The sequence below is a fragment of the Burkholderia sp. Se-20378 genome (assembly GCF_017104665.1).
In the GTDB taxonomy this organism is placed as follows: domain Bacteria; phylum Pseudomonadota; class Gammaproteobacteria; order Burkholderiales; family Burkholderiaceae; genus Burkholderia; species Burkholderia lata.
Map to the genome: position 1 here is coordinate 43,422 of NZ_JAAGPG010000004.1, position 21,918 is coordinate 65,339.

Annotated in this window: 20 protein-coding genes; 11 read left to right on the forward strand and 9 right to left on the reverse strand. The window is 61.8% G+C overall.

The genetic code is table 11. The features are described from left to right. The first annotated feature begins 18 nt into the window (after positions 1-18). On the forward strand, positions 19-1,443 hold the full coding sequence (locus tag G3N93_RS01635) for an MFS transporter (RefSeq protein WP_206132175.1): 1,425 nt from the start codon (positions 19-21) through the stop codon (positions 1,441-1,443). A 169-nt stretch (positions 1,444-1,612) separates the two neighbouring features. Here the strand turns inward: G3N93_RS01635 and G3N93_RS01640 are convergent, their stop codons facing one another. After that, positions 1,613-2,137, reverse strand: a complete 525-nt coding sequence (locus G3N93_RS01640; protein ID WP_254603086.1) for a TetR/AcrR family transcriptional regulator — start codon at positions 2,135-2,137, stop codon at positions 1,613-1,615. A 255-nt stretch (positions 2,138-2,392) separates the two neighbouring features. Between G3N93_RS01640 and G3N93_RS01645 the strand changes: the two genes are divergently transcribed. Beyond that, positions 2,393-3,106, forward strand: coding sequence for a hypothetical protein (locus tag G3N93_RS01645; protein WP_307873378.1), 714 nt, complete (start codon positions 2,393-2,395; stop codon positions 3,104-3,106). Between the two features lie 377 nt (positions 3,107-3,483). Beyond that, complete coding sequence (locus G3N93_RS01650; protein WP_174939315.1) at positions 3,484-4,566, forward strand: porin; 1,083 nt, start codon at positions 3,484-3,486, stop codon at positions 4,564-4,566. A 203-nt stretch (positions 4,567-4,769) separates the two neighbouring features. Here G3N93_RS01650 and fahA read toward each other — a convergent pair whose 3' ends face one another. Together fahA and G3N93_RS01660 are read right to left on the reverse strand one after the other, a co-directional pair. Continuing rightward, entirely contained in the window at positions 4,770-6,092 is a 1,323-nt protein-coding gene (gene fahA, locus G3N93_RS01655; protein ID WP_206132178.1) for a fumarylacetoacetase, read from the reverse strand. A 13-nt stretch (positions 6,093-6,105) separates the two neighbouring features. Continuing rightward, positions 6,106-6,933 carry a cyclase family protein gene (locus G3N93_RS01660; RefSeq protein WP_174933504.1) on the reverse strand — a complete coding sequence of 276 codons (828 nt, stop codon included), beginning with the start codon at positions 6,931-6,933 and terminating at the stop codon, positions 6,106-6,108. 167 nt (positions 6,934-7,100) lie between these two features. Between G3N93_RS01660 and G3N93_RS01665 the strand changes: the two genes are divergently transcribed. The 3 genes from G3N93_RS01665 to G3N93_RS01675 all read left to right on the forward strand — a co-directional run bounded on the left by G3N93_RS01665 (position 7,101) and on the right by G3N93_RS01675 (position 11,102). Beyond that, positions 7,101-7,802: a TetR/AcrR family transcriptional regulator gene (locus G3N93_RS01665; protein WP_174982640.1), complete on the forward strand. Its 702-nt coding sequence runs from the start codon at positions 7,101-7,103 to the stop codon at positions 7,800-7,802. Positions 7,803-8,039: 237 nt separating this feature from the next. Next, on the forward strand, positions 8,040-8,579 hold the full coding sequence (locus tag G3N93_RS01670; RefSeq protein ID WP_174982642.1) for a cytochrome b: 540 nt from the start codon (positions 8,040-8,042) through the stop codon (positions 8,577-8,579). 1,356 nt (positions 8,580-9,935) lie between these two features. Continuing rightward, positions 9,936-11,102 carry a porin gene (locus tag G3N93_RS01675; RefSeq protein WP_206132179.1) on the forward strand — a complete coding sequence of 389 codons (1,167 nt, stop codon included), beginning with the start codon at positions 9,936-9,938 and terminating at the stop codon, positions 11,100-11,102. Between the two features lie 255 nt (positions 11,103-11,357). Here the strand turns inward: G3N93_RS01675 and G3N93_RS01680 are convergent, their stop codons facing one another. The 3 genes from G3N93_RS01680 to G3N93_RS01690 all read right to left on the reverse strand — a co-directional run bounded on the left by G3N93_RS01680 (position 11,358) and on the right by G3N93_RS01690 (position 14,646). Then, on the reverse strand, positions 11,358-12,509 hold the full coding sequence (locus G3N93_RS01680; RefSeq protein ID WP_174982646.1) for a porin: 1,152 nt from the start codon (positions 12,507-12,509) through the stop codon (positions 11,358-11,360). A 64-nt stretch (positions 12,510-12,573) separates the two neighbouring features. Further along, complete coding sequence (locus tag G3N93_RS01685) at positions 12,574-13,362, reverse strand: ABC transporter substrate-binding protein (RefSeq protein WP_206132180.1); 789 nt, start codon at positions 13,360-13,362, stop codon at positions 12,574-12,576. Positions 13,363-13,395: 33 nt separating this feature from the next. Further along, positions 13,396-14,646 carry a M20 aminoacylase family protein gene (locus G3N93_RS01690; protein ID WP_241026361.1) on the reverse strand — a complete coding sequence of 417 codons (1,251 nt, stop codon included), beginning with the start codon at positions 14,644-14,646 and terminating at the stop codon, positions 13,396-13,398. A gap of 11 nt (positions 14,647-14,657) precedes the next feature. On the opposite strand from G3N93_RS01690, the gene G3N93_RS01695 reads away from it, so the two are divergent. Then, entirely contained in the window at positions 14,658-15,560 is a 903-nt protein-coding gene (locus G3N93_RS01695; protein ID WP_174933492.1) for a LysR family transcriptional regulator, read from the forward strand. 216 nt (positions 15,561-15,776) lie between these two features. After that, positions 15,777-16,109, forward strand: coding sequence for a cupin domain-containing protein (locus G3N93_RS01700; protein WP_174933490.1), 333 nt, complete (start codon positions 15,777-15,779; stop codon positions 16,107-16,109). Positions 16,110-16,272: 163 nt separating this feature from the next. On the opposite strand, the gene G3N93_RS01705 is transcribed toward G3N93_RS01700, so the two are convergent. After that, positions 16,273-16,572, reverse strand: coding sequence for an H-NS family nucleoid-associated regulatory protein (locus tag G3N93_RS01705; RefSeq protein WP_011350136.1), 300 nt, complete (start codon positions 16,570-16,572; stop codon positions 16,273-16,275). Positions 16,573-16,854: 282 nt separating this feature from the next. Between G3N93_RS01705 and G3N93_RS01710 the strand changes: the two genes are divergently transcribed. Next, positions 16,855-17,343: a RidA family protein gene (locus G3N93_RS01710; RefSeq protein WP_206132181.1), complete on the forward strand. Its 489-nt coding sequence runs from the start codon at positions 16,855-16,857 to the stop codon at positions 17,341-17,343. Positions 17,344-18,122: 779 nt separating this feature from the next. After that, positions 18,123-18,374, forward strand: coding sequence for a hypothetical protein (locus G3N93_RS01715; RefSeq protein ID WP_174933486.1), 252 nt, complete (start codon positions 18,123-18,125; stop codon positions 18,372-18,374). A 63-nt stretch (positions 18,375-18,437) separates the two neighbouring features. Here G3N93_RS01715 and G3N93_RS01720 read toward each other — a convergent pair whose 3' ends face one another. After that, the gene (locus G3N93_RS01720) at positions 18,438-19,550 is read right to left on the reverse strand and encodes a histidinol-phosphate transaminase (protein WP_206132182.1); all 1,113 of its coding nucleotides are present in this window, start codon (positions 19,548-19,550) and stop codon (positions 18,438-18,440) included. Between the two features lie 410 nt (positions 19,551-19,960). On the opposite strand from G3N93_RS01720, the gene G3N93_RS01725 reads away from it, so the two are divergent. Beyond that, positions 19,961-21,046 carry a helix-turn-helix transcriptional regulator gene (locus tag G3N93_RS01725; protein ID WP_241026363.1) on the forward strand — a complete coding sequence of 362 codons (1,086 nt, stop codon included), beginning with the start codon at positions 19,961-19,963 and terminating at the stop codon, positions 21,044-21,046. Between the two features lie 269 nt (positions 21,047-21,315). On the opposite strand, the gene G3N93_RS01730 is transcribed toward G3N93_RS01725, so the two are convergent. Beyond that, positions 21,316-21,906 (reverse strand): hypothetical protein, encoded by a 591-nt coding sequence (locus G3N93_RS01730; protein WP_206132183.1) that lies wholly within the window; start codon positions 21,904-21,906, stop codon positions 21,316-21,318. Positions 21,907-21,918 lie beyond the last annotated feature (12 nt).

Genomic DNA, 21,918 nt, shown 5'->3' on the forward strand with positions numbered 1-21,918 from the left:
GAATGCGAAGGATTGCCGATGCAGACATCATCCACACATCACCCGCGGCTGGTTCAAACGGCGGCGTGCCTCGGTTATGCGGTCGTCCTGATCGACGTCAGCGTCGTCAACGTTGCGCTCGATGCGTTACGAACGGCCTTTGGCGCAGCGCTCACCGACCTGCAATGGGTCGTCAACGCGTATGCGCTCGTGTTCGCGGCGACCCTGCTGACGGCGGGTGCCCTCGGCGACCGGCTGGGTGCAAAGCGCGTGTTCATTGCCGGTTACGCGATCTTCACGCTGTCGTCGATCGGCTGCGGCATGGCGCACGCCATGGGCGCGTTGATTGCCTGGCGTCTCGTTCAGGGGATCGGCGCGGCGCTGCTGGTGCCGAACTCGCTGGCCGTGCTGCGCCTCGCATTCGACGACGCGGCAGCGCGTAGCCGTGCGATCGGTTGGTGGGGCGCCGGCGGCGGCATTGCGCTGGCTGCGGGGCCGTTGGCCGGCGGGCTGCTCATCGCTGCAGTCGGCTGGCGCAGCATTTTCCTGGTCAACGTGCCGGTCGGCATCGCCGGTATCTGGATGACGTGGCGGTTTGCGCCTGACACCAAAGTGCAGGGCGGCCGGAGCCTCGATCTTCCCGCGCAACTGACCGGTGCGTTTGCGCTGGCGGCGCTCACGTTCGCGTCGACCGAGATCAGTGCGCTGGGGTGGCGCAGTCCGGTCATCGTCAGTGCGTTCGTGGCGTGCGTTGCGTTGGGCATCGCGTTCGTCCGGCTGGAAGCACGCAATCCGGACGCGATGCTGCCGGCCGCGTTGTGGCGGGACCGGATCGTCCGCAGTTCGATCGTGATCGGCGCGATCGCGAATCTGGTTTTCTACGGCATCGTCTTTACGTTGAGCCTGCTGTTTCAGTCGATCTGGCACATGACGCCCGTGCGCACGGGTGTCGCGTTTCTGCCGATGATGGGCGTCCTGATGGTCGTGAGCATCGTTGCCGGGCGACTGACCGGCAGGCTGGGGGCACGCACGCTCGCGACGGCCGGGTTGTCGATTTCCGCGGTCGGTTATCTGGCGATGTGGCCGGCAATCGCGGCGCAATCCAACGGGTTGCTCGCGATCCCGATGCTGCTCGCCGGCAGCGGCATCGCGTTGACGATACCGACCATCACGAATGCCGCGCTCGCGGCGGTGAGCGGTGCGCAGTCCGGTGTGGCGTCGGGGTTGTTGAATACGGCGCGACAGGTGGGCGGCGTGATGGGCGTCGCGTTGTTTGGCTTCTTCGTTCGCGACGCAGGAGGCGGGGCGTTTGCTTACGGGATGGAGCGGGCGTTGATCGTTTCGGTTCTGTTGCTGGTGGTGGGTGCGGTGATGGCGTGGCGGAATCTGGGGCAGGCAGCCGAGACGATTTTTCAGGGGCGAGCGGCGAGTACGGCCACGCGCTTTTCCGACGCGGAGCGTTGAGGACCGTGACGGGGTTCGGCGCCGGGGCAGGTTTGGGGCGGTTGAGATCCGCTTCGGCTGGCTTCGGCGTGCCGTGGGCGTTGGGTGAACCTTCGGCAGTCGATTCCCGCTCGCTCGATCTGGATGGCGTGTCGTCAAGCGCACGCCCGACCTTTGCGATTCCCGACTCTCAGGCGTCGCGCTCGCGCAGCATCCAGCGCGTCAGTTCTCGAATCTGATCGATCGTGACGCGCTCGTGCAGGATCAGCGTGCGTAGATAAACGGCGCCGATCAGGCAATGAAGCAGGGGCATCGGATCCGCCCCCTGCGGCCATTCGCCCATTTTTGTGGCGCGGTCGAAAATCGGCTGAACCGCCGAAAAGCGGTTCGTCCACAACCTGCGCAGTTCGTCCGCCACGGCCGCATCGTTGTACGTGGCCAGCACGAACTGAATGGCAGACCGGCCCACGCCCGTTCGCAAGTAGCGCGCGGTTGCCGACAGCAGCGCGACGAGATCCGCGTGAAGCGAGCCCCGATCCGGTATCGCGATGTGCTCGGCAAAAAGCTCGAAGGCGGCCTCCATCATCAGCCCTTCCTTGCTCTTCCAGCGGCGATAGATCGAACTCTCATGCACGCCCGCGAGCGCAGCGATCGCGCCGATGTTGAGCCCCTCGAAGCCCGCTTCCTGCAATTGGGCAATCGTGGCGGAGATCACGGCTTCACGGACGCGTGCGCTGCGGCCGCCAAGGCGGCGACGGGGCGACGGCGATTCTGGTTCGTCTGACTTTGGCATGAGCGGATTTTACACATCGTCGCCTCGACTGCCCGCGTCGCCACGGCAGTCCGACCACGAGCACGACCCTGAGCGATGGCCGACGGGCATGCGGTAAACACTAACGCAAGTTTACTTGCGTTAGTGGCGCGAGTCGGGAAACATGGCAACTCGTTCACCAGCGCAACGGAGGTTCAAGTGAAAGCAGTGTCGTTTTTCAAGTCGGGTGCAGAGGTAGCCAGCGAGGACATCCTCAGAATGGAGGTTAAAAGGGCGCGTTACATGATGGCCTTGCTCATGGAGAAACTGGGGGCGGACGGCATGGTCAGCCTGTTCGCGAAGGAGATCGCGGAGCACGAATCGAACGAGAAGGATTGGTCGCTGCGCGCGAATGGTCGCTTCAGTTCGTCCGTTGCCGAAGCGCACGTCGCGGTGGGGACCAGTGCCGAATTCGTGAGCTGGTTCTGGGAGGGGTATGGCGGGTCGAACAGCCCGGCAATGCTCCGTGCTCACCCCGAGCATCTCGGTGCACTGCCGCTCCCGGACGGGCGTGTCGGCATTCTGGAAGTACCGGGCCATAGCAAGTCGCCGGCCCTCCTGAGGTTCCGCCATCTGGATGACTGGAGTGGTATCCCGATCGAACTGGCGCCCGATATGCCGCATCGCATGATGGGGCGCGTCGAGACACCCGACGGTGTGACCGTGGGTTACTTGCTGCACCAATTCAGGGACACGCTGCCGGGGTTCGATGCGCGGCTGGAGATCTTCTGGCCGTCGACCGCGCCGGAAGAACTCGTTCACGGACACTCGGACCACCTGATGGTCGAGTGGTGCAACTGGTTCGAGCTGTACGCCCTCTCGCGGACGCAAGCCAACGACTTGATGTCGCTGGCGCTTTCCGTGAATACGTAACGACCCCATCGGTTCGCGTACTTCGAGCGGGCAAGTGCGGCGCCGGGCTGCTGGTGCGGGGCATCAAGCAGCAACGGAAGCACGCTGACGCTGCGCCACGTCACCGATGCCGTGAACCGATTGCGGCCGATGCGCGCACGCAATTTGCGATCCGATTCGTTGGCGGCGTCGCAAGCGGCATCGATTCCGGGCCCGGCGCAACTCAAGCAAAGCCGTCCGTCCGGCGTGCATGCCTGGCAGCACTGAGGAAAGAAGCCGAAGCGGCTATCGGCCCAACTTCATTTGATCGCCATAAGCCGAGCGCCGCATGCAGTCCGATCCTCGTTAATTATTTTGTAGTCCTGCATGACTGGAGGAGACATAAAAACGTGAGCAAGATGCAAACAATCCGTCCGATGCTGCTGATCCCTGTCTCGGTCGCCGCATTGGGTCTGCCGTCACAAGCGCATGCGCAAAGTCACGTCACGCTGTACGGTGTCGTGGATTCCGGTGTGATGTACACGAGCCGGTCCTTCGACGCTGGAACGGGTGCCAGTGGCCCGCATCAGGTATCGGCAACGGACGGCGCGATGTCGGGGTCGCTCTTTGGTATCACCGGTGTCGAGGAGTTGGGCGCCGGTACGAAGGCGATCTTTACACTGGAAAGCGGCTTTACGACGAACAATGGGGCGCTGGGCAACTCGAACGGGAATTTCTTCGGACGACAAGCCTTCGTTGGTCTGTCCGGGCGCTACGGTACCGTCAAGGCCGGTCTGCAATACTCGCCGTTCGGACTCGCGATCGTCGACACGGACGCACGGCATGCGGCGTTTTTCGGAAGTCAGGCCGGCATTTACATGGGCAATTTTTTCGCGACCGGCATTTTCGTCGCGAATGCCGTGTCCTATACGAGCCCGACGATCGCCGGCATACAGGCGAGTGCATTGCTTGCGCTGGGTGGCGATCCGAACGGATTTCAGGCGGGGCGCCAGTATGCGGCTCGCGTCAGGTACGAATGGAAAGACCTGGTCGTGAACGCGGCTCTCTTCAGTGGAAATCCCGGTGGATCAGCCAGCGTTTCCACTCCCTTTCCATCAACGATCGAATTCAGCGGACGAACGATCGGCGCGAGCTATACGTGGGGCGGCGCGACACTGAAGGGATCGTACACAAGCTACAAGATCGCCGGCTCCTTCAACGAGAAAGTCTACGCTGCGGGTGGCGAATATCTGATCACGCCGTCACTGTCCACTGACCTGGGCGTTTGGTACATGCGGGACAGCAACGACTCGGCGAACCATTCGTTGCTGGCGTCTGCCGGGCTGCACTACTTTCTGTCGAAGCGTACGACCTTGTATGGCTCCGCCGCATGCGTGAACAACCACGGGTTGATGCACACCGGATTCACGGTGAATGGCGCGCTGTACGAGCCAACCGGCAGCAGTGTGGGCGTCGTCGCTGGTGTTCGTCACCTCTTCTAGCGCATCCGAAAAACACATGCCGTGAAATCGCCGCCAGCAAAAAGCGCTGGCGGCGATTTCACGAATGCGTCCTGGCATTGGGGTGCGGCGTGCAAGCACGGTGTGCGGACGCCGCGAGTCGATCGACGGGGCGCTTCAACGCGCGAGGACCACACTCATGATCCTCGCGTTGTCTCAGGGGGCGATTGCGAAATGACTTGCGGTCATTGCGCGCTTTCCGCGGACGATACCGGCAATACGGTTCCATGGTTGGTGCCGAAACCGATTCGTGTAAAACCATCGCGTTCGCACCAGCCCCGGAAAATGACGGTATCGCCGTCGTCGAGGAACGAGCGGCTTTCGCCATTGCCGATATCGACGGGTTGCGTGCCCCCGGCCGTGAGTTCGATCAACGCACCGGCTTCGCCCGACGACGGGCCCGAGATGGTGCCGCTTCCCAGCAGGTCACCGGGCTGGAGGTTGCAGCCGCCCATCGTGTGGTGCGCGATCATCTGCCCCAACGTCCAGTATTGATGCCGGAAACTGGTGTGCGTCAACGTGCGCGGCTGGCGTCCTTGCGCGTGCTGGCGCGCGCTGAGGATCGACGCCTCGAGCTGGATGTCGAACGCACCGGCCGCGCTGTTGTTGTCGGAGGACAGGTAATCGAGCGGCTGCGGGCGTTCGGCGACGCGTGACCAGGTGGTGCGGTACGGCAGCAATGCTTCGAGGGTGACCAGCCAGGGCGATATCGTCGTCGCGAAATTCTTCGCGAGGAATGGCCCGAGCGGCTGCATTTCCCACGACTGGATGTCGCGCGCGGACCAGTCGTTCAGCAGGCAGAGCCCGAAAATATGCCGTTGAGCATCACGCAGCGGGATGGAATGACCGCGCGGATTGCCGACCCCCATCACCGCGCCCAGTTCCAGCTCGTAGTCGAGCCGGCGACAGGCGTCGTGAACGGGCGGGGCGGACGGATCCGGGCGGTATTGCCCCATTTGCCGGTAGCCCTCCTGACCGCTGACCCCGATCGACGACACGCGGCCCTGATAGGCGATGGGCAACCAGTCGAAATTCGGGCTGATCGCCATGCCGAGCGGGCGGCTGCAGTTCACCGCATGATCGAGCGAGGTGTAGAAGTCGGTGTAGTCGCCGATACGCACGGGCACGGTGTACTCGGCTTCCGCTTGCGATAGCAGTGTCTTCCGTACGGCCGGCTCATGTGGACTGCCGGCCCGCAGCAGGTCGAAGAGTGCGTGGCGCAGTGCCTGCCAGGCAGTCGGCCCCATCTCGAGCAGCGCATTCAGTGTGGTTGCCGCGGCCGCTCGCACGGCGTCGAGTGCCAGGCCGTCCATGCAGCCCGCCTGCTGTAACGCAGCGAGGTCGACGATCTGGTCGCCGATCGCGATCCCGCCGCGCCAGGTTTCGTCGCCACCCCGGCGGCGAAACACGCCGAGTGGCAAATTCTGCAACGGAAAGTCGGTCCCCGCCACGTTGGCCGCTTCCAGCCAACTGCGTTGCGTGACGTCATGTGTGTGATTCAGTTCCATTGAGGTTCCTCGCCTATACGGTTGGATGCAGGTCGCGCGCTGTTGCATTGAGGGCGTCGTCGAAAATCGCGACCGCGCGAGTCCAGCCAGCGGAGGCGCCCCGGATTTTGTGCGGGAAGCACGAGATGAAGAAGCCGTGAGGCGGCAGCACCTCGAGATTGTGGAGTTTTTCCAGGTGGCAATAACCGATCTTGCGGCCGGCCTTGTGCCCTTCCCAGATCAGCGACGCATCACGCGTTTCGGCATACTTTTTCGCGGTATGGGTGAAGGGCGCGTCCCAGCTCCACGCGTCGGTGCCAGTCAGGCGCACACCTCGTTCGAGCAGGTACATGGTCGCGTCGAAGCCCATGCCGCAACCCGAGGAAACATAGTCGGGTTGTCCATAGCGCTGGCCTGCACGCGTGTTGACGACGACGATTTCAAGCGGCTTGAGCTCGTGGCCGATGCGCGCAAGCTCGGCTTCGACGTCGGCAGCGGTCACGACGTAGCCATCGTCGAAGCCGGTGAAATCAAGCTTCACGCCGGGCTGGAAACACCAATCGAGCGGGACTTCGTCGATCGTTGTCGAACGCTCCCGCTCGCCCTTCGAATCGTTCATCGTGCTGTGGAAGTGATAGGGCGCATCCAGATGAGTCCCGTTGTGTGTGCTCAACTGGATGTGTTCGATGGCCCAGCCTTCGCTGTCCGGCAGGTCGGTTTCCTGCAGTCCGGGAAAGAAGGCCGTCACGGCTTTGGCCGTATTCCGGTGCGTCAGATACTGAATCCTCGGGCCGTAACCCGGTGGATCGGAAATGACGTCGTTTTCCAGATAGATCGAAAGATCGACGAAGCGTCGTGTCATGTGCGGTTGCTCCTGGTTTGGGGGACTTACCACCGACGCCGCAGAGCGGCGTTCACGTTATGCAGACTGTACGATCGTACAGTCAGTATCGTGTTGGTGTAAACTGGCGCCGCGTAATGAACGGAAGGGCATGCGCGGCAATCGGGCCACAGGACAGCGGAGAAACCATGCAAGCGAAGGAAGTCACGGGAAAGGCGACCGGTGTACGGAGCGGGAAGGGCGCGCAACGGACGGTCGAGACGAGCAAGCGTGAACGGGTGCTCGACGTGGCAGAGCGATTGTTTGCCGAAGGCGGTTTCGATGGCGTTTCGATGCGGGATATTGCGGCGGCGGCCGAGGTCGGCTTACCGTTGATCGTGTATCACTTCGAGACCAAGATGGGTCTGTACCGCGCGCTGTTCGAGCGCCGCAAGACCGTGCTCGACACCCGGTTGGGTTTGCTTCGTGAACCCGTGGCTGCAGGGGAAGATCCGCTCGAGCATATCGTGCGCGCCTTCGTGCTCCCGGTGATGCAAATCCAGAATACCGAGTCCGGACTCGCGTATGCCAAACTCGTTGCGCGCGAAGCGTCCGATCCGCGCGAGGCCGAGCGCGGCATCGTTGCTGCCTATTTCGATCCGTTTGCGGCGGAGTTCATCAGCGCAATCAGGAAGACGCTGCCGGGCCATAGCGCCAACTATGCTCACTGGGCCTACTTGTTCGCGGTGGGCGCGTTGGTGATGAGCGTGTTCGACAGCCGCATCGAGCGGATCTCGGGCGGCAAGGTCAAGGCCGGCGCCCTGAAGCGCAAGGCCGAGCATCTGGTGACCTTCATTACCGCCGGGATTCGCGCTGGCGCGACCGCTGATGAGCGGACGTCGGCCGCTTGAGCGGCACCGTGTCGTCGGAGGTTGGTGGGGCGCCCGATGGTGTTGCTTTCGGTGCCATGCCGCCCAAGACAACCCATACCTTTCAAGATGTATCAGTTGCCTTCCATGAAAAATAGTGGCGACCGATGCGTGCTGCGGGAATAAATGCTGGTCGGTTCCGGTATATCGGGGGCGTCACGTCGTTCGACACATCGAACGTACAGGTGCACACCACCCAACCGACACAGAGAGACCGCCATGTCACACCCCAACCATGTCGCCTATGCGCGCTTCGCGATCGCCATGCACTGGTCGATCGCAATCTTGATCCTGTTGAACCTGTCGATCGGAATCTACATGGATACGTTTCCGCACAACTCGTCGCAGTTCAACGGCATCCTGTTCTATCACGCATCGATCGGCAGCCTGATCTTCATGCTGACCGTGCCACGCCTCGTGTGGCGTGCGACGCATACGCCGCCGCCGCTGCCGACCAGCGTTCCGGCCTGGCAGGCGCGGATCGCGGGCGTACTGCACGGCGTGCTGTACCTGCTGCTGTTTCTCGTGCCGCTGACCGGCTACGTGCACCGCCTCGCCGGCGCCCATCCGGTCAGTTTCTTCGGAATCGCACAATTGCCCGTGCTCGTCGGCCGCGACGAACCATTGCGACTCCTGACCGATGCGTTGCATCGCGCGCTAGTGCTGACGCTAGGACTATTGCTGGCCATGCACATCGCGGCCGGACTGAAACACAAGTTCGTCGATCGGGACGGTGTCGCGGAGCGGATGGGGATCTGAGCGCGACGCGGTGGTTGACGTTCACTCGAAACCGACTTACCCCCTCAAACATCAGAAGCGCTGGTTGGGTGCGTCAGTCTCTTCATTCCTTGCGGGTTCGCTGGTTGTTTTTCCAGGGGCAGCGCGCTATGCGGGCTGCCCGGCGATCCGCGATGTCCCGGAAATCGATTCGCGATGCCGTCCGCCAAGGATCGTCGTTACCGATAACGCATACTGAGCTTCCGCCTGCCAGACTTCATCGATCACTCAATGAAATGCGGCGAAGAAAAGCAGCCCGCGAATCGTTTGAGTCGTGTAGCGCTTTCCCCAAAAGCCAGGCAACAAAAAGCAGTCGCAATCAGCCGAAACCGCGTCGTGGATCCGAATACCCGATCCTCCTCTCTAAATGCTGCCATTCAATGGCGTGGAAGAAGCGTAATCCACGATGCCAACCAGAATGCTGGCTTCTCGCAGCGATTTCAGGCGCGACGCAACGTCGGGGCGGAGATCGCCTGCAGTCACCGCATAGGCGCTTCCATTCGACCCCCGATCCTTGCCTGATCGTGCATCAGCGTGGCGGCGCGGATCCCCCTGACTCTTGCGGCTGGTTCCTATTAGGGAAATCCCGGTAAGTCGCAAGGTTATCAAACGCGATTAACTTATATCAAACAAATTTTGACGACGATTTATGTTCCTGATATGGTTTTTCGCACTTGCAAAGCACGACCCGGTTGCGTTGGCGCAAGGCGAAAAGTTGGCGTACTTCGCCAGCGGCTGAACCGGACGTTCGATCGGCCTGCAATGGCGGTCGGTATTTGCAGGCCGCTTGTTGTCGCAGGTCGAGCGTGGTCCGGTTTCGTCATCGCCGACCTCGCTCGTGGGTCTGGCGCGAGCGTGGAACGTGACGATGCAGTGCTTCTTCGAAATGCCATCGAAGAAACGTTCGGTTCCGCGCGGTGATCCGCTCGAGTGTTTCGGCTTCGCGGATTCGGCACATCTGTTCGTCCGGATCCTCGTGTGCCTGCGTGTGTGCAACACGCGTTCGGGAGTCATTGCGCAGGGGGCGAGTTCGTTTGCGCGACCGGCGGTGCCGTATAGCTGGAGCGGTAACGCAAGCAAGGCAGCGGCTTTCGTCCAGGTTGGGACGCCGCGATGGTTCTAATCGAGGGAATGCAGGATAGGTCGAGATGCGAGGCGCCTCCCTGCATGTAATTTTGAGGATGACGAAATGATCGAGTCAAATATGCCGATCTGGCGAATATGACATCGGCCGTTTCAGCTTGAGACGACGCGCAGGCCGTGCGCCGTCATCTGCATTCGAATACAACAAGACGCGTTTCAAACAATCCCGAAACCACTCCTGACAGTGAAATACAGATGAAAAACAAGAACATCAAGGTCAGCGTTATCGCTGTTGCCGCCTTCGCAGCATCGTCGGCAGCAATGGCACAGTCGTCGATCACCTTGTATGGCATGCTCGATGCAGGTATCGGCTACACGTCGAACATCAACGGCCACAGTCGGTACGGCCTCGATGGCGGTGCCGCAGGTTCGAACAAGTGGGGCCTCAGGGGGACGGAAGATCTCGGCGGCGGTCTCAAGGCCATCTTCAAGATCGAAAACGGTTTCAACATCGGCACAGGCGGCATCGGCGGCCAGGGGCCGATCGGCACCACGCGTTCGCTGTTCAACCGCCAGGCCTACGTGGGCCTCTCTTCCGATCAGTACGGTACCGTGCGTTTGGGGCGCCAGCTCGACGCCGTGACGGAAATGGTTCAGGTCCTGACGGGCGACGCCATTTCGGCGTCGACCTTCTCGACCCCGGGCGACGTCGACAACAACGACAACACGACGAACCAGAACAGCGCCGTGAAGTACATTTCGCCGCTCTACCACGGCTTCCAGGCTGAAGGCGCGTACTCGTTCGGCGGCGTTGCCGGTTCGACGGGTTCGGGGCAGTCGTGGTCGGTGGCCGCGAACTACGCTCAGGGCGGCCTGACGGTTGCCGGCGGCTACTTCCGTGCTGTCAACCAGGGTGCGAACGGGTGGACGAACGCCACGGCGCAGCCGAGTTTCGGTGGCGCGCTGGGCTATCAGAGTTCGGGTTACAACGGCGGCAATGCGTTCAAGAGCGCGGGCATCGCGCAAGTCGCGACGCAATACCAGCTTGGACCGTACACGGCCGGCTTGCGCTACTCGAACGCCCAGTACCAGGGCAACGCGGGCCAGCCGTCGATCCACTTCAACGTGCTGGGTGCGCTGCTGCAGTACCAGGTCAATCCGGCGCTGTCGCTGGCGACCGGGTACACGTACGTCTACGGTTCCGCAGCCACGCCCAAGCTGGCTGCCGAGGGCCGCACGATGGCGTCGATCAACCAGGTGTCGCTGGGTGCGACGTACTCGCTGTCGAAGAGCACCGCGCTGTACGCGATGGGTGCGTACGTTCATGCCCAGGGCGCTCAGGCGTCGGCGGCTGACTTCGGCAACACCGCATCGGGCGGCAACCAGGTTCAAGTCAACATCGGCATGTACCACGGGTTCTGATCGCCGGGATGGAAGGCCGGAGTAGTGGGTGCATTACTCCGGCAAAAAAGACTTCTTCTGCTGGCAGAGCCGCGCCTCAAGCAAGTGTCGTGGGTTGAAAATTCCTTCGATTGATCGGCTTTTCTGCCGGCGTTGACGACGTGCGGCTTGACTCCACGGTCGTTACGACAATGCCGCGGCGCTCGCCGGCGCCATGGGGCTCCTGGAGTGCTCGATAGATATTCACGAGCGCCCCAAGGTCCCTTTCTCCAACGCTCAGAACTTGTGTCGCAGACCGACCCGGCCGACGAATTGGCGTTGCGTGGACGCAATGTCGTCCGCGCCGCCTGCGTACGCCATATCCAGAGCGGTGCCGCTGTTTGCGCTGATGGTGCGCTGATAGCTCGCCATCGCATAAACGTCGGTACGCTTCGTGAACGCATAGTCGAGCATCGCGCCGAAGGTGTGATATTTCGGCCGATAGGTGCCCGCTGACGTGTCGAGCGTCGCCTCGGTATAGTTGTACATCGCACCGAGCATGAGCGCGGTCGTGATCGCCCAGTTCGCGTTGACCTCGAAGTTGTCGAATTTCAGCGACGACGCGTGCTGCCCGGCAGGCACGATCGCGCCGCTGATGTACGAGTACGCGGTCGGATCGTTCAGGCTCGTATGCGTGTACACGAAGCCAAGTGTCACGCGCTTGAGCTGATAGTTGACGCCCGCGCCGTAGACGCGGTGGCGCGAGGCCACGAAACCCGCATCGTCGGTGGTCACCGCACCCAGCGCGGTGGCGCCCGGATTCGTCACGTTCAGCCATGCCGCGCCGAGCGACAGCCCGTTGACCGAATAACTCACACCAAGACTCTGCGCGTTATTGGTCGATACCTGGCCCGGCGTGTTCGAAAACGCATAGGTCGCGCCAAACTGCAATCCGCCAATATTGCTGCTGTTGAACTGCACGGCGTTGTCGAGACGGAATGAGTTGTCCGTGTTGTCGTTGTCATACGGATGCTGGAACAGGAAACCGCCCCAGTTGCCGTTCGCCGTGAGCGGGGCGAGATATTCGACAAGCGAGTCGTACTGGCGGCCGAACGTGAGCCTGCCGATATCGTCGTGCGCGATACCCGCCCACGCTTGCCGCCCGAACATGCGGCCGCCTTCCATGAGTCGCCCCGAACTGGCGTCGAAGCCGTTTTCGAGCTGGAAGACCGCCGACAGTTTGCCGCCCAGCGCTTCCGATCCCCGCAAGCCCCAGCGGCTACCTTGCGCCGCACCGCTCAGCATTTCCGTGACGCCATGACCGCGCACGTTGCTGGTGTAGTCGATGCCCTGATCGACCAATCCAAACAGCGTGACGGTGCTCTGCGCCCACGCAGGCGTGAGCGTCATGCCTGCAAGCATGCCCACGAGCAGGTGGGATTTTTTCATTGGATCTCCGGTATGTTGTTTTAAGGTGTTTCTCCGCGGAGGACGTCGGTCGTCCGCGGTGCAGTCATTTCGCGTCGGGAACGTCGCCGAGATACTGCTTTTCGAGTCGGTTGATCGTGCCGTCCCGCTTGAGGCGCGTGAGCGCCGCGTCGAGCGCCTGCAGCGTGCCGCCATCGCCCTTGCGCACGCCAATCACGCTGCTTGCGCCCTGAATCGCGGGATCGTCGATACGCGGTCCTGCCAATTCGAAGCGCGCGCCTTGCGGCTTGCCAAGAAAACCGAGCTTCGCCGCCGATCCGAGCACGACCGTCGCGTCGAGTCTGCCGTTGACGAGATCGGCGTAAATGCTCTCCTGATCCGGGTACTCCTGGATGAGTACGTGATGCGGCGCCCAGTTGGCTTTCGCGAATGCGGCCTGCGTGGAGCCTTGCAGCACGCCTACGCGTTTGCCGGCCAGCGACGTTACGTCCGGCATGAGATGACTGCCGCGAGCCGCGACAAGGCGAATATCCGCGGGGTAGACAGGCTGCGTGAAATCCATCACCGCGCGACGGGCCGCGGTCGGTGCGAGCGAGGCGTTGATGGCGTCGAACTTGCGTGATTGCAGCCCCGCGATCAGACCGTCGAAACTGATTTCGACCCACACGCACTTCACGTTGGCCGCCGCGCAGATTGCATTGCCGATATCGATGTCGAGACCGGCCAGTTTTCCGTCGGGCTGCTTGTATTCGTAGGGCGGATAGCTCGGATCGGTCCCGAAGCGCAAGGTGGCGGCCGAAGCGCTACCACACATGAAGGCCGCGGCAGCACAGATGATCGCGGTGCGCAGCGCAGGCGAATTGAGGTGTTTCATCGAATTGTCCTTGATCGTGTTGACGTCGGGCGGTCAAGCCGCGAAGCGCGCGTGGGCGAGTTCAACGAAGAAGCGCACGCCGAGCGGCAGCACGTCGTCGTTGAAATCGAATTCGGGGTGATGGCAATAGACGCCGCCTTGTCCCAGCAGCGCATACGCACCGGGGCGGCGGAGCAGGAATTCGGAGAAGTCCTCGGAGCCGTTGAGCGGCGGGAATTCGCGCAGCACGTTTTCCGCGCCGAAAATGCCGGTGGCGACGCGCGCTGCCGCTTCGGCCTGTTCGCGATGATTCACGGTCGCGGGCGAGCTGTTGCGAAACTCGACGGCAATGTCGCATTCGCTGAGCGTCGCGATGCCCGCACAGATTGTGCCGATGCGCGACTTGGCGAGTGCACGCACGGTTTCGTCGAAGGCACGCAATGTGCCCGTCAATTCAGCGTGCGACGGGATCACGTTGGGCGCGCTGCCCGCATGCACGCTGCCGATGCTCAGCACGGCCGTGGCGCTCGGTTCGATCGAACGGCTGACGACGGTCTGCAGCGCGCAGATCAGTTGCCCCGCGGCCATTACCGGATCGCGAGTCTTTTCGGGCACCGATCCATGTCCGCCTACACCATCGATGCGAATCACGACTTCGTCGCACGAGGCCAGCATCGCGCCGTCAAGCACGCCGAAAGTGCCGGGCGCGAAATGAGGCGCATTGTGCAGCGCGTAGATTTCGTCATACCCAAAGCGTGTTTCCAGGCCGTCCGCGAGCATCGCATTCGCGCCGCCGCCGGTTTCCTCGGCGGGCTGGAAAACCAGCACGAGCGTGCCGGCAAAGTCACGATGGCGACTGAAGTGACGGGCGGCGCCAAGCAGCATGGCGGTATGGCCATCGTGTCCGCAGCCGTGAAACACGCCTTGCAGCAGCGAACGGTGGAGTGGGCGGCCTTCTTCCTCCATCGGCAGGGCGTCCATGTCGGCGCGCAAGGCGATCACGCGCCCGGGACCGCGCTGACCGCGCACGACACCGACGACCCCCGTGCGGCCGATACCGGTATGGGTCTCGATGTCCCACGCGCGCAGTTTGGCGGCGACGAGTTCGCTCGTGCGATGCTCGGCGAACGCCACTTCCGGATGGGCATGGATGTCGCGCCGCAAGGCGACGAGTTCGTCGATGTCGAAATCGACCGTGTTCGGTGCCAATATTGCCTCCTTGTATACTTCCGGCCTTCGGTTGTGCCGGAGCTCGCATACTAGGGGCGGGGCGCTCGCCGCCAATTTCCAATTTCTCATGCTCATAGCGAATGCTTATGGAACGAGGCACGCTCAAGACAGCGCAATTGCAAACGCTCGTGGCCATCGCGGAGCACGGCACGCTCATGGCCGCCGCCGACGCGCTCAACGTCTCCCAGCCCGCGGTCACCAAGAGCATCAAGGAACTGGAAGCGCGCCTCGGCGTGCAATTGCTGGAGCGCAGCGGCGCAGGCGTGCGTCTCACGCGCTATGGCGAAATGCTGCTGCGTCGCGCGCGCGCCGTCGTGGCGGAAATCGCCAGCGCGGAACGTGAGCTGGAGGAGATGCGCACGGGCGCGGAGCGCACGCTGTCGATTGGCGTGTCGCTGCTGGCGTCGTCATTTGCGATGCCGCAGGCGTTGTGTGCATTTCGTGCGCGCTTGCCCGACGTGCGGCTCAACGTGTACGAATGCCTGCCCACGCAGATCATCGACGGGCTGCGCGATGGGTCGTTCGATCTGTGCGTGGCCTTTATCGCCAGTAGCGACGTGACGGCGGAATATCGCGTGGTGCCACTCAGCGAAGCCGCGCAGGTGTTGGCGGTGCGTCAGGGCGATGCGTTGGCGGACGAGACGCGGCTCGACAATCTCGCGCGCGCACGCTGGCTCTATGGCCATACTCGCGAAAGTCTGCCCGCGTATTGGCGTGAACTGTGCGGCGAGCGCGCGTTGCCGTTGCCGTCGCATGTGAACGTATGCACGTCGCAGCGGCTTTACGGGCTGCTTGCGCAGGAGCCTGGCACCGTCAGCGTATGGCCGGAATTTCTGCTGGAAGAACCGGTTCGCTCAGGCCTTTTACAGCGGCTGGAGACGGATGCATGCCAGCCGCGTTTGACGCTCGGGCTCATGCATCGGCGCGATCTGGTGTTGACGGCGGCGCTCGAGTATTTCGTCGAGTGCATTCAGCGTACGCAAACCTGATTCATCATTGCGCACGACACCTTTAATCAAGCCTATAAAAAACAAGCATCGTCGATGCGATGGAAGCGCTTGAACGTGCAAGGGGTTTCAGGATTGCCGCGGCGCGTCCCGACGAAACGAGCCAGCCTCAATAGCAGCCGTTGGACTACAGTGAACATTCCCCGCCACCTCAACGCCTGATTCTTCCCCCCCGAATGCCACCGACGAGGCCATCCCATGCACCTTCAAACCGGCAACCTGTTCACCACCGATAGCCAGCGTGACGCCGATGAACAAATCGACCTCCTCGTCACCGGGCAGCGTCTGAACGTCGAGCGGATCGTATCGATGGGCCACACGAGCCCCGACGGCTTTTGGTATGACGACTCGCGCGCCGAATGGGTCGTGTTGTTGTCGGGCGCAGCCGTACTCGAATTCGAAGAAGGCCCGACGCGCCATGAAATGCATCCCGGCGACTACGTGCTGATCGAGCCGCATTGCCGCCATCGCGTTGCATGGACGCACGAAGAAACGCAATCCGTCTGGCTTGCGATTTATTACGAACGTTGAATCAGGAAATATTGGGCGGCATGCAATCCGGCGCGTAGCGTGCAACCACGCGCCGGATGACACAAATCTTCACCACACCGGAGCAGCTTTTAAATACCGCCGGTATCGATGCCCAAACAGCAGGACGGCGCGCGGAGCCGCGCGCCGGTACGTGTCGAGAATCTTATTCCTGGATCAGGAATCGATTGCGATTCTTCGCGTCCTTGATCCATGCGGGCGCGCGACCGCGGCCTGACCAGGTTGCCCCGGTCTTCGGGTCGCGATACTTTGCCTGCACGGGGGCGGCCGCTTGCTTGGCCGGTCGACCACGGCGCGTACCGAAAATGTCTTTCTCGGTAATGCCGAATTCCGCAACTTTGGTGCGGATGTCGTCGACGATCGCCTGGAATTCCGCGGCACGGGCAGCTTCGGCTTTCTCGGCCAAAGCTTCCATTTGGGCTTTCAGTTCCTTGTAAGTTGCCATGTATCACTCTTCAGGTTGAGTACACACATGATAGCGGTTTCAGCGGCAAATTTTTAGGAAATTCTCTTCGACTACGAGATTTGTCATCGATAAAGCGACGCAGGACTGCTTCGAACACCTGAGAAGTGTGTCATGTTTGAGAAAACGTAGAGGATTACCCGGAACCTTTTAACGGCGGCGGCACGATCACTTTGATCGTTCGCAGCGGGTTTTCTTCCCGGAGACAAGCAACCGAGACTTAATTATTCTTTACATTTTTCTGAAGTATCGGGGGATTCACTAATGAACAGAGATGATGAGCTGACTCGGATCGCGGCCGCATTCGGCTTCAATCCGGACGAGGAAATCAGGATCGGCGGAAAGTACACGCCCGTTCTGGTCGACGGCAACACGGCCTATATTGCCGGCCAGATTCCGCGTATCGGCGACGTGGTGCATTTCGTGGGCGTAGTCGGGGAATCCATTTCGCTCGACGACGGTCGCCGGGCTGCCGGCGTAGCGGCGCTGCGTGCGTTGTCGCTGATCAGGAAGCATTGCGGCACGCTCGACGTGATAGCGACGGTGCCGCGTATCACCGTGTATGTGCGCAGCGCACCCGGCTTCACGATGCAAAGTGAAGTTGCCGACGGCGCATCCGACATTCTGTATGCGGTGCTGGGCGACGCAGGTGTTCATACGCGCACGTCGGTCGGCGTGCTGCAATTGCCGAAAGGCGCTTCGGTGGAAGTCGATTTTATTTTCGGTCTGAAGCACGGCGATGCCGGTATCTGACTCCGGCGGCCCCTGTCTCGCAAGTGTGTAGTTCCGCGAAGCATTCCGATATCCGGCGCATGGCGCGCCTGCCAGTGACAGCAGGCGCCAGCAATGCGGAAAGAAAAAGAGAGGCTGCCTCAAAGGACTTCGATAGGTTGCTCGCCGATGACGATCTCGCGAAGCTTCGGGCGGTGTTCGATGCCTGCGATATGAATGGGCGCGGCGGGTTGGGTAAGTGGGCTGCGCTGTCGTTGGAACAGTATCCGGGCAATCCCGCACACTGGTTCATCGAGGAGAGCGCGGACGCAGCCGACGCATACGGCAACACAGCGCTGCACGTTCACATCTGCAGTCGTCGTGCATACGAACGGTGCACTTCGTCCGTGCACGGTCCACATTCTCGCCGCCTGCCTGGCAGCCGCGCGCCGACGGCATGCCGTTCAAGTAGTCGGCCAATTGCGTGTTGTCGACAACCGCATGCCTGCCGCGCGACGCCCGACGATCATAAAATTCCGTAAAAACTGCCTCGCCAATATCGCTCCGCATCCCCACTTTGGGAGATGTCATCGCCCGACAGTAAGCCTACGATTGACCACAGGGCATCGGGGCCGGAAGTCATCAGAACAATCGGACAGGCTCCCCATTCCGTATCGAAATCAGCGAATGCCCACGCGGTTTACTGACACAGCTTCTGCGTACGATGGCGACAAACGTGTGCGGTGAATGCTTTCCATCGCAACACGATGGCGCGTTGATGACGGAAGGCCTGCTGTCGTATTTCGGGGATTTCAATCAATATGCTGGCACGAGACTATGCGGAACGAGAGCTTTCTCACATTCAGAGAATGGTCGCTCTCCTGGACAGCGAGACGAACGCTGACGATGTGTCGATGTCGGGTGCGGCGCGTGTGCGGCATCCGAGCTACTGGCGAGGGCGAATCGAGGAGCTGCTGTCGGCGCCCGATGTGCCGCGCCACGTCAGAATGCTCAGCGAAGCGGTGCTCGCGAAGATCAACGCGATGGAAATGCGGTTCGCGACGATGAAGTAAGTGCATCGTCGGATCCGGCGCGGGCATGCGCTCCATCGCGTCGTCGACCGGATGGCCGGTCGCTTATTCGAGCGCCATCACGTCAAGCAGGGCCGCACGAAACGCGGCCATCTCCGCGCCGGTGCCGATGGACACGCGAAGATACGGCGGCGGGCCCGACTCGCGAATCAGGACACCGTGGCGCAGGAGGCCGCTCCAGATCCGGTGCCGATCCGCAAACTTGCCGAACATCACGAAGTTGGCATCGGAATCGGCCACCATGAGGCCCAGGCCACGCAGCCAGTCGACGGTCGAATCGCGCTCGGCCTTGATCGCCTCCACTTGCGACAGCATCTCGTCACGCGCGACCAGCGCCGCGCAGGCCGCCGCCTGGGTAAAGGCGGACAGGTGGTAGGGCAATCGAACCAGCTTCAATGCTTCGACGATCGCAGGTGCACACGCGCAATACCCGACGCGGCCGCCGGCGAACTTGAACGCCTTGCTCAGCGTGCGGGTGACGATGAGGCGCGGATACGCGGGCAGCAGCGTCGCCGCGCTGGGGACGCCGTGACGCCGGAACTCCGCATAGGCTTCGTCGACGACAACCACGCCCGGTGCGACGTCGAGTATCGCGCGGATATCGTCGACCGGCAGCGCGGTGCCGGTCGGATTGTTCGGCGACGTCAGCAGCACCACGCTCGGCTGGTGTTCGCGAATGCTGTCGAGCGCCTGATCCCGATCCAGCGCGAAATCCTCGGTGCGTGGCAACGTATGCAGGCGCGTAAAAGTCGTGCGGCAGTATTCGTCATACATGGGATACGCGGGCGTGAAGGCCAGCGCCGAGCGCCCCGGGCCGCCGAATGCCTGCAGGATCTGCTGGATCACTTCATTCGAGCCGTTCGCTGCCCAGACGCTCGATACGTCGACCGTCACGCCGGTGTCGTGCGTCAGATACGCCGCCAGATGCGAGCGCAGCTCGGCAAAGTCGCGATCGGGATAGCGGTTCGCCGCGCGCGCGGCGTCGGCCACCGCGGTCGCGATGCGCTCGACGAGCGCGGGCGACGGCGGATAGGGATTCTCGTTGACGTTCAGGCAGACCGGCACATCGAGCTGCGGCGCCCCGTACGCGTGCTGCGACTTGAGGTCCTCGCGGAGCGGTAAATCCGACAAGGCGACTGCTTTCCAGGGCTGTTGCATTGAAAACACTCCATACGGGTTCGATTGATCGGCGCAGCCGGTTTTTAAGGCGGCAAAAAACAAAAAAGGCGCCGGAGGCGCCTTGGTTGTCGTCTGGATCGGGCATTCACCCGATGCAATTGCTAGATGCGAAACGAACCACGGCGCAACAGGGGGCGTCCGTGGTGATGGTGCAGCGAGATCGTGGTGTTTCGAATCGTCATGCGCCGCATCATGGCATACCGTGGTCCGGATGAAAAGCCGGCAGCACCGCGTGTGACGGAATAGCGGCTATTACGTCTGACGATAGACGGTAACAAACGTGGTATTTCGATCAAACACGAACGAGTGATTTAAACGTTGGCGCCGATTGACTAAGATGCGCAGAAGACGTTCGACAAAAACGCACGGCGCGGGGTGGCCAGATGCAAATGAACGGGTTGATTCCATCGGCATGGATCGATGACGTCTACGCTGCGGCACTGGGCGATCAAAGATGGGAAACGGTGCTGGACGGGCTGCGATCGTGGGTCGGCGTGCGCATGGTCACGCTGCTGTCTTTCGACGACGCGGCGCGGGTGCCGGCGATCGAGCAGGCGGCGGGTGACGACGCGTCATGGGTCGCCGCGTGTTACCACACCTACAACACCGAGTTCTATCTGTACGACCCGGTCGTGCCGGTCGCCGCCAACTGGCCGGCGGGCCGCTGGTTCGAGGACGTCAAGCACCTGTCCGCGCACCAGCGCGCGCACAGTGCGTTCTACCAGGAATTCCTTCACCCTTACGGGCTCGGCAGCATCTCGGGCCTGTACATCCATCGCAGCGAGGGCTCCGGCGCATTCCTCAGCGTCCAGGGCGGCCCCGAATCGCAAGGCCTTTCCGACGATCAGCGCCACGCGATCGAAAACATGGGCATGCACATCAGCCGCGCGCTGCAGATCCAGGCGCGGATCGGCGAGCTCGAGGCGCGTGTGGCCGCCGCCGAATCGGCGCTCGATGCGATTCCGGTGCCGGTCTTCCTGCTCGGCGCGCAGCGTGAGCTGCGCTACACGAATCGCGCGGCCGATCAACTGATCGCCGCGGAACCGGCGCTGCGGGTCGTGAACGGGCGATTCGCGCCGGAAGGCTGTGTCGACGATGCGCAATGGCGGCACGCGTACGCGCGCGGCGGGCTGTTGTTGCGGCGCGCCACGGGCGAACCGTTGCCGCTGGCGCTGATGCCGGTGCCCGAGCAGTCGCGCCTGAGGCGCGAGCGGCCGGGCGTCGCGACACTGATGACGGCCGCCGACCTGCGTTCGCCGTCGGCGCGCGCGCAGCGGCTGCGGGTGTTCTACGGGCTGTCGTCGGCCGAGGCCGATCTCGCGGTGCTGCTGTGTTGTGACGGGCTGTCGCCGCAGGAATGCGCGGCATTGCGCGGCGTGTCGATCGGCACGATCCGCACGCAGATCAAATCGATTTATGCGAAGACGGCTGTGGCGCGGGCGGCGCAACTGACGTCGCTGGTTATGCAGACGTGAGGGTGTGAGGCGGATGTGGGCGTAGGGCGCTAGGGTATCGGCAACGGTGTGCGCAGAAAATCGGCGATTTACGTTCAGTCGCGCTATCGGCGCTGGGGAGGTGCGCCGGAGTTCGTGCGATTGGTCTACTGCGGCGCCAACGTAGTCGTATTTCGTTGCGCCCGATTGGCTGCAGCTGACCCACAATTGCCCTTCGATCTCGCGCACCCTTAGCGGCGGCTTCCAAGGTACAACCACCGTCCGCGCAGTCGTGTCGGTCGGCGGGTTCCCTAAACTTTATTAGGGTGGAAGCCAAAGACCGATGATTTCAGCGCCAGAATAAGCTTCTCGCTTACGTTCTTAGCTTCAATGAAGGTCGGAGGTGCTCCACCATTCTTGGGAATCTTAGCTTTGAAGAGCCAATATCGACCGTGAGCCAACCAGTGGCGATAGTCCAGCACATGCCCAAAGTCATCAATACGTGGTTTGACTTCCGGTGCATGGCGTTTCCATGCATCGAGGATGTCCTCTTCCAACGAGACTTTTGCCTTCTTCTTCTTCCGTAGCACCTTGAATTCGTCTGCTAGACCACTGCTATCCTTGATGTGCTTATCAGCCCGATTTATGAAATCGACCCGAATGGCGGCCTCAACCGATGCGATAATGTCCAACGTCGCAAGCAATTCTGTCTCACTTCGCAAGCCTCTAAAGTAATCATTAATGTCGTCCTCCAAAGTGCCGGGAGGAAAACGTGGATCTACGAAACCGCCATTAAAGATCACACTGACATGATGAGTAGCTTCATAGGTAAAAGACTGGTTACAGTCGTTGAGCCATCTCTGAACTTGCGCAGCGTCTTTATGTTGACCCGACAAACTCATAAAGCCTACTCC